Here is a 20,285-nt window from a genome sequence, read left to right as displayed (position 1 = left end):
ATGCGGCGCGCTGGCAGAGTTCAGGGAAAACCCTTAGAATGAAGTCGATCTAAGGGAAAACCCTAGAGCCATCTGTCAGGAGTCTCACATGAGCTTCATTCTTGCCCTGCTGCAAAAGATCGACGACCTGTTCGTCTCCCCGCACCTGCCGCTCGACGCGGAATATTCGTACGCTGCGCGTCGCGCCGAAGCCGAGCGCGTGCGTCGTGCGAATCTCGTGCCGATCGTCCTGTATCGTCGCTGATTCGCTGATTCGCTGATTCGCTGATCCGGCGCAGCGCTCGCTGCAACTGCCTGCCCGCTTTCCGCCGTCGCATCGCGCGCCGGTGTGACCGTCCCGCTACACTGGAAGTCCGACTTCCCTCGCGACACCCGGGCCATGCTGCAGATGCGGCCGATGACGGCCGGTGAATTCCACGCATACCGCACGCGCGCCATCGACGGCTACGCGCGCGATCTCGTGTCGTCCGGGCAGAATGCGGCCGACGACGCGGCGAGCCGCGCCCGCGCCTGCTTCGATACGCTGCTGCCCGACGGCCTGCTCACTTCCGGCCAGACACTCGTCCAACTGATCGACGCTGCCAGCGGCGACACGGTCGGCGATCTCTGGTACGCGATCGTGCCCGAAGGGCCGAACCGCACGCTGTTCATCTACGACCTCGACATCGTCCCGTCACGGCGCCGCCAGGGCTGGGCCACACGCGCGCTCGATGCGCTGGAGGCCGAGGCACGCCGCCATGGCGTCACCGAGATCGGGCTGTCGGTGTTCAATCACAACACGGCTGCCCGTGCGCTGTATCGGGCGTGCGGCTTCGCGCCGATCACGACGACGCTGATCAAGCCGGTCGTCTCTGGCTAACGACGAAGATTCGACACCGCAGGCGCAACGTTTTCGTTTCGACACGATTTGACGTAAGCACACGCGTGGGCCGTGGCGCGCTCTGGACGGGCCCGCGAGCCCGATTTGGTCTTTTGAACGCGGGGCGCCCAACCTGCATGGCAACCGAAATCCAGTGTGGATCCTATGATGAGCGGGCCAACAGTTTGGCGTACTCATACGCAGCATGGGGCGATCACCGACTGACCATTCATGTCATGCCCGGAACCCGAGCGTTCGGTCGCGGTGGATTCTTCATCCATGGCGGCACGAACGCGGGATCCGCCGGATGCATCAATCTTCATTCCGGAATGGAAAATGTCGTTCGAGACATCGAGACATCGAGACATCGAGGCGGCGACGAAGGACGCGCCCGAGTGCTACGTTCCACTGACGATTCAATACTGACATGCGAAAACGCCCGTTGCATATCTTGATTGGTGTGGCGCTGCTGATTTCGATCCTGCTCGTTTTTGCGTTCAACGCGATCAATCTCGAAGAGGCATACGGCGACGGACCACCCTACTACGCGCGGACGACCAATATGGACAAGTGGACGAATCCGCTCCCGTTGCTGGGTATTGTCGATGGCGCAATGCTGGTCGCGATCGGCGCGTATTGTTTCTGGATTCGTCGAAGCCGTTGAATCCTGCGCGCGGCGGCGAGCGTGCGGGTTGCAGTCCCGCCCGTTTTCGCGCCGCGCCGGCTCATCGCGCCCGCCCTTTCCATCTCCTCAGCAGCAACGCATTCGTCACGACGCTGACGCTGGAAAACGCCATCGCTGCCCCCGCGATCACCGGATTCAACCAGCCGAGCGCCGCGAGCGGCACGCCGATCAGGTTGTAGACGAACGCCCAGAACAGGTTCTGCTGGATCTTCCGGTACGTCCGCTTCGAGATGTCGATCGCATCGGCGACGAGCGCCGGGTCGCCGCGCATCAGCGTGATGCCGGCCGTGTGCATCGCGACGTCGGTGCCGGTGGCCATCGCGATGCCGACATCGGCCGCGGCGAGCGCGGGCGCGTCGTTGATCCCGTCGCCGACCATCGCGACGATTCCGCCGTGCGTCCGCTTCAGTTCGGCCACCACGCGTGCCTTGTCGTCGGGCAGCACCTGCGCATGCACTTCGCCGATCCCGAGCGTCGCCGCGACGGCCGTGGCGCTGCCGCGGTTGTCGCCCGTCACGAGCACGCTCGCGACGCCCCGTGCCGACAGGGCCGCGACCGCGTCGCGCGCGCCGGGCTTCACGGTGTCGCCGAACGCGATCAGCGCGAGCAGCGCACGCGGCGCATCGGCGCGCATCAGCCACGAAATCGTGTTGCCCGCGCGTTCGAGTTCCGCGGCACGCGCGTCGAGTTCGGGCGGCACGACGATGCCGAGTTCGTCGCGCCAGCGGGTGCTGCCGAGTGCGAGAAGCTGCCCGTCGACACGCGCTTCGACGCCGCGTCCGGCCACCGCGCGCGCATCGGCCGCGACGATCTCGGCCGAGCCCGCGCCGCCGCCGCGGGCCAAGACGTCCGCATCGTGTGCGGCGACTACCGCGCGCGCGAGCGGGTGATCGCTTTGCCGCTGGACCGCGGCCGCGAGCGCGAGCGCCTGCTCACGCGGGATGCCGACGGCGTCGAACGCCGTCACGGATGGCTTGCCTTCGGTCAGCGTGCCGGTCTTGTCGAACGCGATCACGGTGGTACGCTGCGCGAGTTCGAGCGCCTGGGCGTCCTTGATCAGCACGCCGTGGCGGGCCGCGACGCCGGTGCCGGCCATGATCGCCGCGGGCGTCGCGAGGCCGAGCGCGCACGGGCACGCGATGACGAGCACCGCGACCGCGTTGAGGATCGCCGTTTCGGTGCCGGCGCCGGCGATCAGCCAGCCGATCAGCGTCAGCACGGCGATGCCGAGGATCGCCGGCACGAACACTTCGCTGACGCGATCGACGAGCCGCTGGATCGGCGCTTTCTCCGCCTGGGCGGATTCGACGAGGCGGATGATGCGTGCGAGCGTCGTTTCCGCGCCGATCGCGGTGGTTTCGACGACGAGCGCGCCTTCGCCGTTGATCGACCCGGCCGTGACCGAGTCGCCGTCGTCCTTCGGCACCGGCAGGCTTTCACCGGTGATCAGCGATTCGTCGACGTGCGAGCGGCCCGACACGATCCGGCCGTCGACGGGCACGCGCTCGCCGGGACGGATGCTGACGGTCGTGCCGACGCGCACCTGCGCGAGCGGCACGTCGCGTTCGACACCGTGCTCGACGACGCGCGCACGGTCCGGACGCAGCGCGTTCAGCGCGCGGATCGCCTCCGTCGTCTGGCGTTTCGCGCGCGCTTCGAGCCATTTGCCGAAGCGCACCAGCGTGACGATGACGGCCGATGCCTCGAAATACAGGTGGCCGGGGTGCGCGGGGTCGCGCAGCAGCATCCACAGGCTCAGGCCGAACGCGGCCGACGTGCCGAGTGCGACGAGCAGGTCCATGTTGCCCGTGCGTGCCTTCACCGCATGCCAGGCGGCGCGGTAGAAGCGCGCGCCGAAGCCGAACTGGACGATCGACGCGAGCACGAGCTGCAGCCAGCCGGGCAGCATCGCGTCGAAACCGAACGGCGCGACGAGCATCGGCACGACGAGCGGCGCGCTCAGCACGGCCGAGCCGATCACGAGATTGCGCTCGCGGATCGCTTCGCGTTGCTTGCGGGCGTCGGGGGCTTGCGCGGCGGCGCCGGTGCCGGCGCGGGCGGTGGCGTCGGTCGAGGCGCCCGCGTCCGGCGAGGCGGCGAGCGACGCCCGATAGCCGGCCGTCGTGACCGCCGCGATCAGCGTGGCGGCGTCGAGCGCGCCGGTGCCATGCACCGATGCGCGTTCGGTCGCGAGATTGACCGACGCATGCGTGACGCCCGGCACCTTCTCCAGCGCCTTTTCGACGCGCGACACGCATGACGCGCAGGTCATCCCGTCGATGGCGAGTTCGAGGCTGGCGGATGCCGGAGACGCGGACGGGGCAGGGAGGGCGGCGGTATCCGGCGCGAGCGGCGTCGCACCATAGCCGGCCTGCCTGACGGCATCCGCCAGTTGCGACGCGGAAACGTCCGCTGCGGCGTCGACCGTCGCGCGTTCGGTCGCGAGGTTGACCGTTGCGCGCGTGACGCCCGGCACTTTCGCGAGCGTTTTCTCCACGCGCGACACGCACGACGCGCAGGTCATGCCGTCGATATCGAGTTCGATCGTGGTGGCGGTGGCGGTGGCGGTGGCGGTGGCGGGCGATGCCGTTGCCGTTACCGGCGGTGCTGCGACGCGCGTCGCGTGCCCCGCGGGCGAGGCCGCCGGGGCTGCGCTCGTCGCTTCGCGCACGGCAGCGCGATAGCCGGCGGCGCCGACCGCGTCGACGAGCTGCGCCGGCGTGACCGCATCATGCGCGGTGACCGTGGCCGCATGCGCGTCGAGATCGACCGCGGCCTCGACGACGCCCGGCACCGCAGCCAGCGCACGTTGCACACGGCCGGTGCAGCCGCCGCAATGCATGCCGTCGACGGTCAGTTCGACCGTTTGCAGGGCTGCGGAGGCGAGTGGTTCAGTCATGTCGGATTCCCCAGGAGCGCGGATCGAGCCGCGAGTGATGTCAGTATCAACATTCCCATGATGGGAAGGTCAAGGGGGGATGCAATACAGGATCGTGTCGACGGCCAACGCATTCTCGCCTGTCATGCCCGGCCAGCGCAGGCGGCGGACCGCTTCGTACAAGGGGCCGGATCAGCGGAGATTCAGGCTGACGACAGGCCGGCTACTGCTGCGCCCGTTATTCGGCATATTGGGGGATGCCCTCAGGCGCTATGATACCGGCCTGACATCAGCGTCCGCCCGGCGAAGCGGCGACCGGGCAGGCTGGGGTGCCTTGCCTTCGTCGATCGTGAGTCGAACAAGGCGTTGACTGACAAGAACGATATTCGGCCAGTACTCAATGATTGAAAACCTACGAGAATCAATTTCTCTGCGGCGCGCGGCAGGCGCGTCGCTGGCCCTGGCGATGCTGCTGGCAGGATGCGCGTCGCAACCGGATGCGATCCAGCGGAAAACCGGCTGGATGCGCGCCGAAGTGGCCGACTCTTATGTATACGCGTATCCGCTCGTGCTGATGGACGTCGCGAAGGAAGCCGCGACGGGCGGCGACGGCGCTCAGCCGGGCCAGGCGCCGCTCAACACGCTGCGTCACGCGCAGGCGCTGCCGCCCGTCGGCGCGCTGAACCCGCCGCTGCCGGGCGTCGACACGCTCGACTCGACCGGCTGGCTCGACGTCGGCGCCGAGCCGGTGATCGTGACGCTGCCGGACACCCGCGGCCGTTACTGGGATGCCCGCGCGCTCGACATGTGGACGAACGTGCTGTGGTCGGCGTCGAGCGTGGCGGCGCGTGGCGCTCGCGGCGCCGTGCGAGCGCAAACGATTGCCTTCGCCGCGAAGGACTGGCAGGGCACGCTGCCGAAGGGCGCATTGCGGATCGACGTGCCGTCGGCCAACGCGTGGCTCGAAGTGCGGCTGCAGACGAGTGGCGGGCGCGACCTCACGAACGTGAAGAAACTGCAGCGGACGATCCGCGTGGTGCCGCTGTCCGTCTATACGGGCAGTGCGCGCGGCGCGTCGGTCGCGGTCCATGCGGGCAGCGCGCCGTCGGAAGCGGCGAGCGGCGGCACGCCGGCCGAGCAGGTGGCCGCGCTCGACCCGAAGGCGTTCTTCACGCGCTTTGCGCGGGCGCTGCAGGACAACCCGGCGCCGGCCGACGATGCGCACGCGCAAGAGCAGCTGAACGACATCGGCGTGACGGCCGGCTACCCGGTGCTGTGGACGGGCGATCGCCTGAACGCCGCGACGGCCGGCGTCGCCGAGGCGCGCGCGCGGCTCGCGACACCGCCGTCGAACCTGCTCAACGCGAACGGCTGGAGCTGGATCGGCGACACGGCCGGCAAGTACGGTCAGGATTACACGCTGCGCGCGTACGCGGCCTACACGCAGTTCGGCACCGCGACGCGCGACGACGAAACGCTCGCGTTCGTGCGCGTCGACAGCGACGGCCATGCGCTGAACGGCGCGAACCGCTACGTGCTGCACTTCGCGCCGGGCGCGCTGCCGCCGGTGCGCGGGTTCTGGACGCTCACGCCGTACGCGACGAACGGTGCGCTGCCCGACGTCGGCTCGGCGCGCCGCTCGCTCGGCGACCGCGACCGGCTGCGTCGCAACCACGACGGCTCGATCGACGTGGTCGTGTCGGCATCGCCGGGCGGCACGCATGCGGCCAACTGGCTGCCGGCGCCGCGCACCGATTTCGCGCTCGCGCTGCGGCTGTACGCGCCGAAGCCGCAAGCGAGCGACGGCTCGTGGATGCCGCCCGTCGTCGTCCGGAAATGAACCGACGGGCGCCGCCGCTGTCCGATCCGCGGGCGCGGCGGCCGCGCCCGAACGTCGTTCCGTTACCACCTGAGCCTATACTTTCGGGATAGCGTGCACGGCCGTGCCGGTTTTCCGGCGCGGCCAGGCATCCATTCCCGAGGCATCCAAGCATGGCAAGCGCAGACAAAGAAACCGTACCCTCGACCCTCCATGCCCTCGGCGGCGTTGCACGCTCGCGCCGGACCCGGCGTATCGGCCTTGGCGTGTTGATCTTCCTCGTTTTATTCGGACTGCTCGGGTTCTTCGCGGCGCCGCCGCTGATCCGCCACATCGCCGAACAGCAACTGAGCCAGCAGCTCGGCCGGCCGTCCACGGTCCAGCGCGTCGCGCTGAACCCGTACACGCTGAACCTCGAAGCCGACGGCGTGCACGTCGGCGAGCGCGGCGGCCAGGGCGACTTCATCGACATCGGCAAGCTCGTCGTCAGGCCGTCGTGGTCGTCGCTGTTCCGCGGCGCGCCGATCGTCAACGAAGTGCGCGTCGACTCGCCGCGCTTCCATATCGTCCGTTACGACGCGCAGCGCTTCAACTTCACCGACCTGATCGAGAAGTTCTCGACGCCGTCCAAACCCGAAAGCAAGCCGACACTTTTCTCGGTGTCGAACATCCAGGTCAACGACGGCCGGATCGACTTCGACGACCGCCTGCTGAACGAAAAGCACGTGGTCGACAACTGGATGCTCGGCATCCCGTTCATCGCGACGCTGCCGTCGAAGACCGACATCTTCGTGCAGCCGAAGCTGCGCGCGCGGTTCGACGGCAGCCCGATCGCGATCGACGGCAGGACGAAGCCGTTTGCGCAGTCGCGCGAGTCGGAAGTCGCGCTGACGTTCGACCGGCTCGACGTGCCGAAGCTGATTTCGTACGCGCCGGCGAAGCTGCCGGTGATCGTCACGAGCGGCCTCCTGAGCAGCGACCTGAAGCTGCACTTCGTGATGAGCGGCGACACACCCGCGCTGCGCGTGTCGGGCACCGTCGATCTCAACGACGCGAAGGTGACCGACCGCGCGTCCGCGCCGCTGTTCGCCGCGCGCGGCGTGCACGTCGCGGCCGCCGGCCTCGAGCCGCTGCGCAACGTGCTGCATTTCGACGAGATCCGGCTCGACCAGCCGGTCGTCGACCTGGCGCGCGACAAGCAGGGCGTGCTGAACGTCGAGAAGCTCGCCGGCCAGCCGTCTGCCGCGCCGAAGGCGGCCGCCGGCAAGCCGGCCGCCGGCAAGCCGGCCGCTGCCGCATCGGGTGCCGCCGCATCGAGCGAAGCCGCCGCCGTCGCCGCCGCGAGCGGCGCGAAGGCCGAAGCCGTCGCGAAGGAAGCGCCGCCGCTCGATCTGACGATCCGTCATTTCGCGATCGACGGCGGCACGATCAACGTCGACGACCGCGTGCCGGCGACGCCGACCGCGCTGTCGCTGACGAAGCTGGCCGCGACGCTCGACGGCTTCACGCTGCAGGGCAAGACGCCCGCGAAATACACGTTGTCGACGTCGTTGTCGCGCGGCGGCGACCTGAAGGCCGAAGGCGCGTTCAGCCTGGCGGCGAAGCAGGCCGACACGAAGCTGACGGTCGATGCGCTCGCGCTGCCGGCGCTGCAGCCGTATCTCGGCGAGGCGACCCGCGCGCGCGTGCTCGACGGCACGCTCGGCGCGAGCGTCAACGCGAAGGCCGACTGGGGCAAGACGCCGCTCGACGCGCAGGTCGCCGACAGCACGGTGAGCCTGAAGTCGCTGAAGCTCGCGACGCCGGACGCGAAGGCGCCCGCGATCGTGCTGCCCGACGCGAGCGCGAAGATCACGAAGGTCGACGTCGCCGCGCGCAGCGCGGAAATCGCGAGCGTCGACGCGACCGGGCTCGCGCTCGACGTGAAGCGCCTGAAGGACGGCAAGATCGACCTGGCGGCGCTGGCCGAACCCGCGCAGGCGGCGGTGCCCAGGCGCACGGTCGCGCGCAAGGCCGCGGCGGCCGCGCCGTCGTGGCATTACCGGATCGACGCGCTGAACGTGAAGGAATCGTCCGCGAACTTCACGGACCTGTCGACGCCGCGCCCGGTGAAGCTCGCGATCAAGCCGCTCGACCTGTCGGTGCAGAAGATCAGCGACGACCTGACGAAGCCGCTGCCGGTGCAGCTGAAGGCGACGCTGAACCGCAAGGGCTCGGTGAACGTGTCGGGCGACGTGACCGCGCAGCCGCTGAAGCTCGGCCTGAAGATCAACGGCAACCGCCTCGACGCGGCCGCGTTCGAGCCGTACTTCGGCAGCGCGCTGAACGCGACCATCGCGAGCGCGCTGCTCAACGCGCAGGGCAACCTGACGTTCGCGCAGGTGAAGGACACGCCGCGCGCGACCTATCGCGGCGATGTCGCGCTGGTCGACGTGCGGATGCTCGACAAGGCGACGTCCGACCCGTTCGCCGGCTGGCGCTCGCTCGCGCTGTCGAACCTGAAGGTGAACCACGACGAGAAGGGCACCGACGTCGACGCCGCGCGCGTGACGTTCTCGAACTTCTACGGCCGCGTGCTGCTCGATGCGCAGGGTCGGCTGAACCTGAAGGACGTCGTCGCGAAGGAGACGGGCCCCGCGCAGTCGCTGACGCGCGACGCGAGCAAGCCCGAACCGGTGCCGCTGTCGCCGGGCATGACGCCGCCGGCCGCCGCCGCGCAGGCCTCGTCGGCCGCGGCCGCGCAGCAGGCGTCGGCGCCGGCCGCCGCATCGGCGACGGTCGTCGTGAAGGCCGCGCCGCCGCCGCAGAATCCGGTGCGCATGCATTTCGGCGAGCTCCTGCTGCAGGACGGCCGCGTGACCTACACCGACAACTTCATCAAGCCGAACTACACGGCGAACCTGGTCGCGATCAAGGGGACGGTCGGCGCGTTCGGCACTGACTCGACGACGTCCGCGCCGGTCGACGTCGCCGCGAACCTCGCGGGCAACGGACCGATCTCGATCAAGGGCTCGGTGAACCCGCTGATCGACAAGCCCGCGCTGGATCTCACGGCGACCGCGCACGACATCGAACTGACCAACCTGACGCCGTATTCGGCGAAGTACGCCGGCTACCCGATCACGAAGGGCAAGCTCAACGTCGACCTGCACTACCAGCTCGCGAACGACCAGCTTCAGGCGAACAACCACATCTTCATCGATCAGCTCACGTTCGGCGATCACGTCGAAAACGACACGGCGACCAAGTTGCCGGTGAAGCTCGCGATCTCGCTCCTGAAGAACACGCGCGGCCAGATCGACGTGAACCTGCCGGTGTCGGGCTCGCTGTCGAATCCGGAGTTCAGCGTCGGCGGGCTGATCTGGCGCGCGGTGCTGAACCTGATCGCGAAGGCCGTCACGTCGCCGTTCACGCTGCTCGCGAATGCGTTCGGCGGCAGCGGCGGCGAGGATCTCGGCTACGTCGAGTTCGCGCCGGGCGCGTACGAGCTGACCGACGCGCAGCAGAAGAAGCTCGATACCGTCGTGAAGATGCTGACCGAGAAGCCGTCGATCCGGCTGGACCTGATCGGCCGCGTCGATCCGGCGAAGGATACGCCGGGGCTGCGCGACGCGTACGTCGAACGGCTGGTCCGCCAGCAGAAGCTGAAGGACGTGGTCGGCCAGGGCGAGAGCATCGATCCGATGTCGGTGAAGGTCGAGCCGGCCGAGTACACCAAGTACCTGACGCGCGCCTACAAGGACGCCGACTTCAAGAAGCCGCGCAACCTGATCGGCCTGCAGAAGACGCTGCCCGATGCGGACATGAAGCAGGCGCTCGCCGATCACGCGCCGGCCGACGACAACGCGCTGCGCGCGCTCGCGCAGCAGCGCGCGCAGGCCGTGCGCCAGTACCTCGACGGCAAGATCGATGCGAGCCGCATGTTCGTCGTGGCGCCGAAGCTCGATGCGAAGGGCATCGAGGACAAGGGCGCGACGACGCGCGTCGACTTCGGCCTGCAGTAAGCGTTACGCCCTCATCCGCCGCCGCCGCGTCCGATCGGCAATCGGGCGCGGCGGCGCGCTTCCCGTCAGCGCACCTCGATCGCCGGTTCGCGCTTGTCCAGTTCCTTCCTCGCGGCCAGCGGCAGGCGCGCATCGTCCCAATGCGTGAGCCATTCGACTTCCTTCGCGGTGAACACCTGGCCGTAGTTGCGCAACGCGTACTGCAGCGCGTCGACGACGTGGTGGCGAATGATTTCGGGGGTGCGTGCATCGTCCAGCACGAACCGGAGAGCTTCCAGGGTCGACATACTCGTGCTCCGGGTCAGGGAAAACCCTTTATCACACGCCAATAGTCATACGCCAAGCGTGAAAAAAATTCGCGCGGCGGGCGACGGCGCGCCCGATGCACCGACCCGGTGCGAACCTCGCGCGCACACGTCGCGGCGTGCGCCGGGTCGCCTCGTTTTGCGACCGCGTCGTGTCACTTGCGATTGGTTACGTTTGACAGAAAACAGAAAGCCCCGCTTCACGCGAGCGCCCCACGGCGCGGCGATATTTTGCGCGCCTGATGGCAGGTCACGCAGTTCAACGTCAATCGATGAGGTGGGGTGATGATTTCCAGGTTCGCTAAGCAACGAAAAATGGCGGTGATGGTGGCGGGCGCGCTGGCGCTCGCAAGCGCCGGCGCCTACGCGGCGCAGCAGGACGGCAACAGCCAGGGCGATGACGCCGGCCACGGCCGGCGTGTCGTGAAGCACGTGCTGCTGATCAGCGTCGACGGGCTGCACGAGCAGGATCTCGCACGCTGCATCGGCGCGAACACGTGTCCGAACCTCGCCGTGCTCGCACAAAGCGGCGTCACGTACACGAACGCCTACACGCCCGGCCTGTCGGACTCGTTCCCGGGGCTCGCCGCGCTCGTGACGGGCGGCTCGCCGAAGACGGCCGGCCTGTTCTACGACGTGTCGTACGACCGCAACCTGTACGCGCCGAGCGACACGACCTGCTCGGGCAAGCAGGGCTGGAACGTCGTGTTCGACGAGACGACCGGCATCGATGCGTTCAACGGCGGCGCGCTCGTGCACCTCGACGGCGGCGGCGCATTCAATCCGCAGGCGATTCCGCATGCGAAGGTCGACGGCCAGTGCGTGCCGGTCTATCCGCACAACTACGTGAAGACCAACACGGTGTTCGAGGCCGTCAAGGCCGGCGTGCCGAACGCCTACACCGCGTGGGCGGACAAGCACGCGTGGGGCTACGACTGGCTGAACGGCCCGTCGGGCACCGGCGTCGACGATCTGATGCGCACCGAGATCAACTCGATCGACCCGGCGACGAACACCGCCTATACCGACGTCTATTCGCACACGGCGCGCTTCGACAACCTGCACGTGCAGGCGCTGGTCAACCAGATCGACGGCCGCGATTCGACGGGCACGAAGAACGCGCCGGTGCCGACGCTGTTCGGCGCCAACTTCCAGACGCTGAGCGTCGCGCAGAAGGCGCCGGTCGCGAAGGGCGGCGGCTACCTCGACGCGAACTTCACGCCGAACGGCCAGGTCGCGAACGCGATCACGTACGTCGACAACTCGATCGGCCGCATCGTCGCCGAGCTGAAGCAGCGCAACCTGTACACGTCGACGGCCGTGATCGTCACGGCGAAGCACGGCCAGTCGCCGACCGATCACACGAAGCTCGTGAAGAACGGCGACACGCTGACGAAGCTGCTCGAAGCGAACAACTACGTCGACCCGAACGGCAACTTCGGCCAGAACAACACGACGACGGGCAACCTGAACGACGGTTCGGGCCTGGTCGGCACGGGCTTCGTGCAGACCGACGACGTCGGCCTGATCTGGCTGCGCGACCGCAGCCAGCGCGCGGCCGTGGTGCAGACGCTGAAGTCGAACCTCGGCTGCAACGCGCCGGGGATCTGCGCCGACGGCCCGCAGGCATCCATCCTGTACGGCGCGGCGCTGGCCGACCGGTTCGGCGATCCGGCCAACGGCCGCACGCCGGACATCATCGTCCAGCCGAATCCGGGCGTGATCTACACGTCGAGCACGAAGAAGGACGAGGAACACGGCGGCAACGCGCCTGACGACAGCCACCTCGGCCTGCTCGTGTCGTACCCGGGCCTCCATCGTGCGCGTACCGTGAGCGATGTGGTCGGCACGAAGCAGGTCGCGCCGACGATCCTCGGGCTGCTCGGCGCCGAACCGAAGCTGCTGCACGCGGTCGTGGCCGAGAACACGCACGTGCTGCCGGGGCTCGGCATCGACCACTGACGCAACGGCACGGGCGGCACGGCGCCGTGTTACCGGCGCCGCCGTGCCGTCCGGGCGTGCCCGGCCATGCCGGGCACGCTCAGCGCTCCGCGCATGCGCCGAGGATCCATTCCCTGAAGCGCCGCAACGCGGCACTCGTCTCCAGGCGCTCCGGCGCATAGCACAGGTAGTGCCCCTGCGCATCGACGTCGACGGGCGCGTCGAACGGTTCGACGAGCGCGCCGCTCGCGAGCGTGTCGACGATCAGGAAGCGCGGCACGAGCGCGAGCCCGAGCCCGGCTTGCGCGGCCTGGATCAGCACCGAATACTGTTCGAAGCGCGGCCCGGCCAGCGCGTTCATCCGGGCGACGCGGTGGCGCTCCGCCCAGAGCGACCACGCGATTTCCGCCTGCTCATGCACGAGCCGCGGCGCGGCGGCCGTGTCGGCGGGCGTGCGCAGCGCATGTCGCGCCGCGAATTCGCGGGAACAGACCGGCACGAACGTGCGGCCGTCCAGGTAATCGCAGCGGACGCCTTCCCATGCGCCGTCGCCATAGCGTATCGCCGCGTCGAGTCCGAACGGAAACACGTCGCCGTGCGCGAGATGGCGGCGAAAACTCAGCGTGACGTCCGGCGCGCCGGCCAGAAAGCGCGCGAGGCGCGGCACCAGCCACTTCGTCGTGAAGGTCGGCACGCTTGCGATCGTCAGCAGGTCGCTGTCCTCGCGCGCGCTCAGCAATTCGATCGACGCGTTGCCGATCTCGCGCAGCGGGCCGATCACGCGTGCGTGATAAACCTGCCCGGCCCGCGTGAGCGCGAGATTGCGCCCCTCGCGCACGAACAGCTTCACCCCGAACAGCGTCTCGAGATTCGCGATCTGCCGGCTGACCGCGCTCGGCGTCAGGCCGAGCTCGCGCGCCGCATACGAGAAGTTCAGGTACTTCACGGAAGTCGCGAACGCGTGCAGCTCCGCGACGTTGGGAAACAGGTGCTTCACGGCGAACTATTCCTTGCGCGCACAGATCGATGCGGGCGTTGTACGTTTTTTTCATGACGATGCCATGTCGGATCCGCACACTGCGGCCTTCATGACAACGCGTGCCGGCCCTGCCCGGCGGGCGTTGCGTGACTCGTTCCGTGTCCGTCAGCGAGATTCGCCATGCATCCGCCAGCCGCTCCGGCCCTTGCCGAAGCTATTCCGATTCGTCGTAACAAACGGCCGCGCGCGATCGCGGGACGCCTGCTGCTGCAGGCGCTCGTCGCGGTCTTCGGGCTGTACCTCGCGTTGCCGATCGTGCTGCTGCTGATCGGCTCGGTCGGCCAGTCGTGGACGAACACGCTGCTGCCGACCGGCATCACGTCGCACTGGTTCGCGGACCTGGCCGCGAATCGCAGCTTCACCCGCGCATTCGGCACGAGCCTCGTCGTCGCGCTCACCTGCTGCGCGATCAATGCCGTGCTGGCGCTGCCGCTCGCCTATGCGCTGCATCACCGCGCACTGGCCGGCCGCGGCTTCGCGGCGCGCATCGTGATGCTGATGCCGATCGCGGTGCCGGCGCTGACACTCGGGTTCGGCTACATCGCGATCTTCAGCGGCGATGCGCTGCCGTGGCTCGGCACGCTGCCGCTGATGATCGCCGCGCACGCGGTGCTGACGCTGCCGTACCTGCTGCAGACGCTGCTGAGCGACTTGCGCCACCTGGGGCTCGCGCATCTCGAGGCGTGCGCGGCGACGCTCGGCGCGACGCCGCTGCGCCAGTTCTTCACGGTCGTGCTGCCGAACCTGCGGCACAGCCTGTTTTCCGGTCTCGTGATGGTCGCCGCGCTGTCGATCGGCGAATTCCAGATCTCGAACCTGATCGCGGGCTTCCGTTACCGCAACTATCCGATCGTGCTGCTGCAGGCGTTCTACGGCGCGTCCGGGATGGCCTGCGCGGCCACCGTCGTGCTGCTCGTCCTTGCCGTGCTCGCGACGCTCGCCTCCGTCCTCACCGTGCCACGCCTGAAGTGAAACCGTCATGAGTCTCGATTTCGAAAACGTCAGCTTCCAGTATCCGGGCGCCCGTCACGGCGTCGACGCGGTCACGCTGTCCGCGGCCCAGGGCGAACTGCTCGCCGTGATGGGCCGCAGCGGCTCCGGCAAATCGACGCTGCTGCGCCTCGCCGCCGGCCTGCTCGACGGGTACGACGGCCGTATCGCGATCGGCGGCCGCGACATGGCCGGCGTGCCGGTGTGGCAGCGCGAGGTCGGAATGGTGTTCCAGCACTACGCGCTGTTTCCGAACCTGTCGGTCGTCGACAACGTCGCCTACGGCCTGAAGATGCGCGGCATGGCCGCGGCGCCGCGCCGTCGCCGCGCGCTCGAGATGCTCGAACGCGTCGGCCTCGCCGCGCAGGCCGGGCGCAGCACGGCGCTGCTGTCCGGGGGGCAGCAGCAGCGCGTCGCGCTGGCTCGCGCGCTCGTGATCGAACCGAAGCTGCTGCTGCTCGACGAGCCGCTCGCGGCGCTCGACGCCGGCATTCGCCACCAGCTGCGCGACGAGATCCGCGCGCTGCAGCGCGCATGCGGCGCGACGACGCTGCTCGTCACGCACGACCAGGACGAAGCGCTCAGCATGGCCGATCGCGTGGCGATCGTCGACGGCGGACGCATGCTGCAGGCCGGCACCCCGCGCGACCTGTACGAGCGTCCGGCGACCGCGCAGGTCGCGCGGTTCGTCGGCCATTCGACGCTGCTGCGCGGCCGCGTGCTCGCGCATGGCGCGGTCGACGTGCGGTTCACGACGCTGCGCGCGGATACGGGTGCGCACCGGCCGGGCGACCCGGTCGAGGTGCTGATCCGGCCGGAACACCTGCAGCCCGATCCGCCCGAGTCCGTCGCGAACCGCATCGACGGCCGGGTCGGCGAGGTGCGCTACTTCGGCGCGACCCAGCGCTTCGACTTCGTACCGGCCGGCGCGACCGACGCACTGCTCGGCGAAGGGCGCGAGCTGCCCGCGCGCTGCGTGTCGATCGAGCCGCGCCATCTGCTCGTGCTGCCCGCCGCGTGAGCGCGGGCGACCCATTCATTCAACGGAGAATCACGATGTCTGCACGCCGCCATTTCCTTCATGCGACGCGCCGCCGCCTGCTGGCGCTCTGCGCGTTCGCGACCCTCGCGCCGGCGCTGGCCCATGCCGCGCCGCTGTATCCCGGCGAAGACGCGCTGTACGAGAAGGCCGCCGACGAAGGGCTCGTCGTGTCGTTCGACACGGGCCCGGAATGGGCGAACTGGAAGTCGCTGTTCGCCGAATTCCGCAAGCGCTACCCGAAGGTCGAGATCACGTACAACGACATCGGCTCGGCGGCCACGGTCGTCGCGCTCGACAAGTCGCGCCGCCGCCCGCAGGCCGACACGGCGTACTACTTCGCGGCGTCGGCGCTCGATGCGACGGCCAAGGACGTCGTCGCGCCGTTCAAGCCGGTCAATTTCGACAAGCTGCCCACGGTGTTCCGCGCGGCCGACGGCCGCTGGTTCGCGGTGCATTCGCTGAACATCGCGCTGCTCGTCAACAAGAAGCTCGTGAAGAACGTGCCGCAGCGCTGGTCGGACCTGCTGAAGCCCGAATATCGCAATGCGGTCGTCTATCTCGATCCGCGCTCGACCGGGCAGGGGCAGGTCGCCGTGTTCGCCGCCGCCTATGCGAACGGCGGCAGCGTCGACAACCCGAAGCCGGGCGCGGATTTCTTCGGCAAGCTCAAGCAGGCGGGCAACGTGCTGCGCGTCGAGGGGACGACGCCGTACGCGAAATTCGTCAAGGGCGAGATTCCGGTCCTGATCGGCTACGAGAACGACGGGCTCAAGGCCAAGTACGCGGACGGCATGGGTGACGCGGCCGAAGTCGTGATTCCGCAGGACGGCAGCGTGTCGGCGCCGTACGCGATGAGTCTCGTGAAGAACGGCCCGAATCCGGCCGCCGCGCAGCTGTGGCTCAACCTCGTGATGAGCGACGTCGGGCAGGGGCTGTTCGCGCAGGGCTTCGTGCGTCCGGCCGTACCCGGCACGCCGGTGGCGCAGGATGTCGCCGCGAAGCTGCCGAACGCGCCGCAGGTGCGTCCGCTCGACGTCGCGAAGGCCGCGGCGCACAAGGCCGAAGTCGACCAGCTCTGGTCGCAGGCCACGCTCGGCAAGTAAGGGGCGCGCGATGCGGGTTTCGTCCATGCAGCGCGGCGTCCTGCGCCGCTACGGCGCGGTGCCGGCGGCCGGGCTGTTCGCGGTGTGCTTCGTGCTGCCGCTCGCCGCGCTCGTCGGCGCCGCGTTCGACGGCGGCGGCCGTGCGTTCGCCGCGGTGTTCGGCGATCCGCTCGTCGCCGACGCGATCGTGCGCTCGCTGGCGCTCGCGATCGGCGCCGGCACGCTGTCGGTCGCCGTCGGCGTGCCGGTCGCGTTCGTGCTGGCCGGGCAGTCGCCGGCGCGGCGCCGCTGGTCGCTCGCGCTGCTCGGCGTGCCGCTTGCCTTCTCCGGCCTCGTGATCGCGTACGGCTTCATCCTCGTGTTCGGCCGCGCCGGCTTCGTGACGATGCTGCTGGCGTCGCTCGGCGCGGACCCGACCGTGGTCGGCGGCGCGATCTACACGATGCCGGGGCTCGCGTTCGCCTACGCGTACTACCTGATCCCGCGCGTCGCGCTGATGCTCTACCCGGCGCTCGCGAATCTCGACCGGCGGCCGCTCGAGGCGGCGCTGACGCTCGGCGCCCGGCCGTGGCGCGCGTGGTTCGACGTCGCGTGGCGCGAGCTGTGGCCGTCGATCGCGTCGGCGTGGTGCCTCGTCGGTGCGATCGCGCTCGGCACGTACGGCACGGCGCTCGCGCTGGCCGGCACGCAGGTCAACATCCTGCCGCTGCTGATGTACCTGAAGCTGTCCGACGGACAGACCGATTTCTCGCAGGCCGCCGTACTGTCGATCGTGCTGACGGCGCTTTGCACCTGCGTTCTTGCACTGGGGGAAGGACTTGCACGGCAACGACGTCATTGAATGGTCGGACGACACGCGCGGCGCGCTGGCGCAGCTCGCACAGCGACAGCGCGGCGCACGCCGGCACCGGATGCCGGTCGGCGTGATCGGGCCGCGCGACGCGACCGACGCGCAGCTCGCCGTCGCCGAGCGGATCGCGCACGCGATCGCGGCGACGGGCATCGCGATCGTCGGCGGCGGCAAGCAGGGCGTGATGGAGGCGGCCGCGCGCGGCGCGCGGGCCGCAGGCGGATGCGCGATCGGGCTGCTGCCCGAGGACGATGCGCGGGACGCGAATCCGTACCTGTCGGTCGTGCTGCCGACCGGGCTCGGCATCACGCGCAACGCGCTGATCGCTCGCGCGTCGCTGTGCCTGATCGCGGTCGGCGGCGGCCTCGGCACGCTGTCCGAAATCGCGCTGGGGCTGCAATGGGGCAAGCCGGTGTTCGCGATCTGCGACGCGCCGCAGGTGGCGGGTGTCGAGCGTTTCGACGAAGCGGATCCGCTCGTCGCGCAGGTTGCGCGATGGCTGTCCGGTTCGGCGTAGGTCGGCATCCCGGCTGACGGGAACACGCGGACGCGCGTGCGGATCGGCATGCGGCACATGTTCCGGGCGCGGCGCAGTACCTTCTCCAGCGATTCCGATACGGCTCTCGCGCGATGCGAGGGCCGTTTTTTTTTGCGGCCGGCGGGTGAAGAAGGCGGGGCGGTGCGGACGTTCCGGCGCGGGGCGTCGGCTGCGTGCCGGGCGCGCGCCGGCTTGAAATGGGGTGCGTGACGCGCCATATTGGCCGCGTACGCTGTTCTTCAACGATGCGAAAAAGGAAATCCGATGCGTCTGCTGCTTGCCCTCTTGCTGCCGTGGTTCCAGTTTTTCACGATCGGCCGCCCGATCGCCGGCGTGATCTGCCTGATCCTGCAGCTCACGATCATCGGCTGGCTGCCGGCCGCGATCTGGTCGGTGTATGCGCTGAGCCAGTACAAGACCGATCGCAAGATCGAGGCGGCGCTGCGCGAGCGGCGGTAAGCGGCGGCAGTTTCCCTCGACCGCTGCTTCCGGAGTTCAAGGGGCTCGATTCCTATTTCGGTAGAAATTTATATAATTCAGCTACGATGAACAGCATGATTTGTATAGATTTCTGCTGAAATGAACGCTTCCTGCACGATCCAGCTCCACGCCGATGGTATTTGGCACGACATCGGCGTCGTCACCCTTTTCGGCGAGCCTGACGAGGGCTGGCGCAGTCGTGCCTGTACGGGTTACGACGTCGAATGGATCGTTCGACATCAATTCGCCCGCGATGCGCACGCGATGGCATGCGGTTTTCCGGTCGATCTCGAGCCACTGGTGACGCCCCATTGGCCGACTTTCCTGATCGATTTGCTGCCGCAAGGCTTCGGCCGTCAGGAGTTGTTGCGCCGCCTCGATCTGCCGGAAACAGCCGAGGAGCGTGCCGACTGGCCGTTGCTGCTCGCGGGAGCCGGTAACTCGATCGGCAATCTGCGGATCAAGGAAGCCGCGCAGTGGCTCGCCGAGCGCCAGGGGCCGCGGCAAGGATTTACCGACGATGACGTTGTCGCACGCGGAGACGCATTCAGCGAATACCTTGCCGAACATGGATTCTTCGTCGCGGGCTCCTCGGGTGTGCAGGGCGAGTGGCCGAAGCTGCTGCTGACCCGTGCCGACGACGGACTGCTCTATCTCGATCACACGCTGCCCGATGCGCGCGCGGTCGCGCACTACATCGTCAAGTTCGGACGTGGCACGAACGAGCGTCTTGCACAAATCCTTCGTCACGAAGCGCCCTACATGGCATTGGCCCAGCGTCTTGGATTGCGCGTGCATGCGCCGCTGACGCTGCGCGATCGGTCGCTATTCATTCCGCGGTTCGATCGCGCGCGCGTTGGTGGCAGCGTTGTCCGGTTCGCTCAGGAAAGTATTGCGTCGCTGACCGGAAAAGCCGGCTTCGGCGTCGTGCCGAGTCACGACGAGGTGTGCGGGCATCTCGTGCGCCGATGCACGGATCCTCAAGCCGAGGTGGCCGAGTATCTGTGCCGCGACGTCGCGAATCTCGCGTTGGGGAACAAAGACAATCATGCACGGAACTCGGCATTGCAACGCGACTTCGATGGACGCGTTGCGTTGACGCCGCTTTACGACTTCGCACCGATGTATCTGCACCCCGACGGCATCGCACGGCGCATCCGCTGGGAAGGAAATGACGGTGGTCAGCCAGACTGGGCGCGGGTACTCGATGCGGTCGTCCGGTCGAGCGAGCCGCAGGCGGGGGAGGCGCATGCCGCGCTGGATCGCGACGCATTGCGGGCACGGCTGCACGCAATGGCGCCGCGCTTGCAGGAGATCGCCGATCGGGGTGTCGATCTCGGACTGGAGCACGATGTGCATGCTTTCCTGAAACCGGGCATCGAGCGGCTCGCCCGCGAACTGGATGCACTGCGCTAGGCGAGGGCGACACGATGGACAAACGCTATAACGCGATGTCGCTTCCCGATCAGCTCGCGTTGCGCCGGCAAGCGATCGAGGACGTTCTCGCGCATCCCGAGTGGTCGCTGCGCGAATCCGTGCGTCATCTGAAGCAGACGATGCGGCTGACGAGCGCCGAAATGGCGAAGCTCGCCGGTGTGTCGACAAAGACGATTCAGGATATCGAGCAGGGCCGCAGCGACGGGACGGTTCAGACGATGAACCGCATATTCGGCATGCTGGGATTGAAGCTCGGCGTCGTGCGGCGGGCGCCGCAATAACGCACGCGGAGGAAGAGGCAGCGGATCACGCATC

At 68.5% G+C, this 20,285-nt stretch carries 17 protein-coding genes; 14 read left to right on the top strand and 3 right to left on the bottom strand.

The genetic code is table 11. The annotated features are described in order from the left end of the window. Positions 1-88: 88 nt before the first annotated feature. From DID98_RS35745 to DID98_RS06150, 3 genes are all read left to right on the top strand, one after another. The gene (locus tag DID98_RS35745) at positions 89-244 is read left to right on the top strand and encodes a hypothetical protein (protein ID WP_167359264.1); all 156 of its coding nucleotides are present in this window, start codon (positions 89-91) and stop codon (positions 242-244) included. 135 nt (positions 245-379) lie between these two features. Further along, on the top strand, positions 380-859 hold the full coding sequence (locus DID98_RS06160) for an N-acetyltransferase (protein WP_124486078.1): 480 nt from the start codon (positions 380-382) through the stop codon (positions 857-859). 427 nt (positions 860-1,286) lie between these two features. Continuing rightward, positions 1,287-1,523, top strand: coding sequence for a hypothetical protein (locus DID98_RS06150; protein WP_124520069.1), 237 nt, complete (start codon positions 1,287-1,289; stop codon positions 1,521-1,523). A 61-nt stretch (positions 1,524-1,584) separates the two neighbouring features. Here the strand turns inward: DID98_RS06150 and DID98_RS06145 are convergent, their stop codons facing one another. Next, the gene (locus DID98_RS06145) at positions 1,585-4,443 is read right to left on the bottom strand and encodes a heavy metal translocating P-type ATPase (protein ID WP_124570440.1); all 2,859 of its coding nucleotides are present in this window, start codon (positions 4,441-4,443) and stop codon (positions 1,585-1,587) included. 379 nt (positions 4,444-4,822) lie between these two features. On the opposite strand from DID98_RS06145, the gene DID98_RS06140 reads away from it, so the two are divergent. Together DID98_RS06140 and DID98_RS06135 are read left to right on the top strand one after the other, a co-directional pair. After that, complete coding sequence (locus DID98_RS06140) at positions 4,823-6,262, top strand: DUF1254 domain-containing protein (RefSeq protein ID WP_124486080.1); 1,440 nt, start codon at positions 4,823-4,825, stop codon at positions 6,260-6,262. Between the two features lie 152 nt (positions 6,263-6,414). After that, positions 6,415-10,245 carry a DUF748 domain-containing protein gene (locus tag DID98_RS06135; RefSeq protein WP_124486081.1) on the top strand — a complete coding sequence of 1,277 codons (3,831 nt, stop codon included), beginning with the start codon at positions 6,415-6,417 and terminating at the stop codon, positions 10,243-10,245. A 65-nt stretch (positions 10,246-10,310) separates the two neighbouring features. Here DID98_RS06135 and DID98_RS06130 read toward each other — a convergent pair whose 3' ends face one another. Next, complete coding sequence (locus DID98_RS06130; RefSeq protein ID WP_185500307.1) at positions 10,311-10,532, bottom strand: hypothetical protein; 222 nt, start codon at positions 10,530-10,532, stop codon at positions 10,311-10,313. Positions 10,533-10,835: 303 nt separating this feature from the next. Here DID98_RS06130 and DID98_RS06120 point away from each other — a divergent pair, with 303 nt between their 5' ends. Beyond that, positions 10,836-12,512: an alkaline phosphatase family protein gene (locus DID98_RS06120; RefSeq protein WP_124520065.1), complete on the top strand. Its 1,677-nt coding sequence runs from the start codon at positions 10,836-10,838 to the stop codon at positions 12,510-12,512. Between the two features lie 79 nt (positions 12,513-12,591). On the opposite strand, the gene DID98_RS06115 is transcribed toward DID98_RS06120, so the two are convergent. Further along, on the bottom strand, positions 12,592-13,488 hold the full coding sequence (locus tag DID98_RS06115; protein WP_044845028.1) for a LysR family transcriptional regulator: 897 nt from the start codon (positions 13,486-13,488) through the stop codon (positions 12,592-12,594). 162 nt (positions 13,489-13,650) lie between these two features. On the opposite strand from DID98_RS06115, the gene DID98_RS06110 reads away from it, so the two are divergent. From DID98_RS06110 to DID98_RS06075, 8 genes are all read left to right on the top strand, one after another. Continuing rightward, entirely contained in the window at positions 13,651-14,502 is an 852-nt protein-coding gene (locus tag DID98_RS06110; protein WP_124486084.1) for an ABC transporter permease, read from the top strand. A gap of 7 nt (positions 14,503-14,509) precedes the next feature. Beyond that, positions 14,510-15,541, top strand: coding sequence for an ABC transporter ATP-binding protein (locus DID98_RS06105; RefSeq protein ID WP_124486085.1), 1,032 nt, complete (start codon positions 14,510-14,512; stop codon positions 15,539-15,541). 35 nt (positions 15,542-15,576) lie between these two features. Then, positions 15,577-16,665 carry an extracellular solute-binding protein gene (locus DID98_RS06100; RefSeq protein WP_124486086.1) on the top strand — a complete coding sequence of 363 codons (1,089 nt, stop codon included), beginning with the start codon at positions 15,577-15,579 and terminating at the stop codon, positions 16,663-16,665. Positions 16,666-16,675: 10 nt separating this feature from the next. Beyond that, entirely contained in the window at positions 16,676-17,506 is an 831-nt protein-coding gene (locus tag DID98_RS06095) for an ABC transporter permease (RefSeq protein ID WP_124486087.1), read from the top strand. Between the two features lie 70 nt (positions 17,507-17,576). Continuing rightward, positions 17,577-18,032 carry a TIGR00725 family protein gene (locus tag DID98_RS06090; protein ID WP_124486164.1) on the top strand — a complete coding sequence of 152 codons (456 nt, stop codon included), beginning with the start codon at positions 17,577-17,579 and terminating at the stop codon, positions 18,030-18,032. 285 nt (positions 18,033-18,317) lie between these two features. Beyond that, a complete protein-coding gene (locus DID98_RS06085; protein WP_044848494.1) occupies positions 18,318-18,512 on the top strand; it encodes a YqaE/Pmp3 family membrane protein in 195 nt (64 codons plus the stop codon). A 120-nt stretch (positions 18,513-18,632) separates the two neighbouring features. Further along, positions 18,633-19,949, top strand: coding sequence for a type II toxin-antitoxin system HipA family toxin (locus tag DID98_RS06080; RefSeq protein WP_124486088.1), 1,317 nt, complete (start codon positions 18,633-18,635; stop codon positions 19,947-19,949). 14 nt (positions 19,950-19,963) lie between these two features. Then, positions 19,964-20,251 (top strand): helix-turn-helix domain-containing protein, encoded by a 288-nt coding sequence (locus DID98_RS06075; protein WP_044848495.1) that lies wholly within the window; start codon positions 19,964-19,966, stop codon positions 20,249-20,251. The last annotated feature ends 34 nt before the right edge of the window (positions 20,252-20,285 follow it).

It is taken from the genome of Burkholderia sp. Bp8984, assembly GCF_003853755.1.
Classification (GTDB): domain Bacteria; phylum Pseudomonadota; class Gammaproteobacteria; order Burkholderiales; family Burkholderiaceae; genus Burkholderia.
This window is presented reverse-complemented; position numbering and strand designations above follow the sequence as displayed.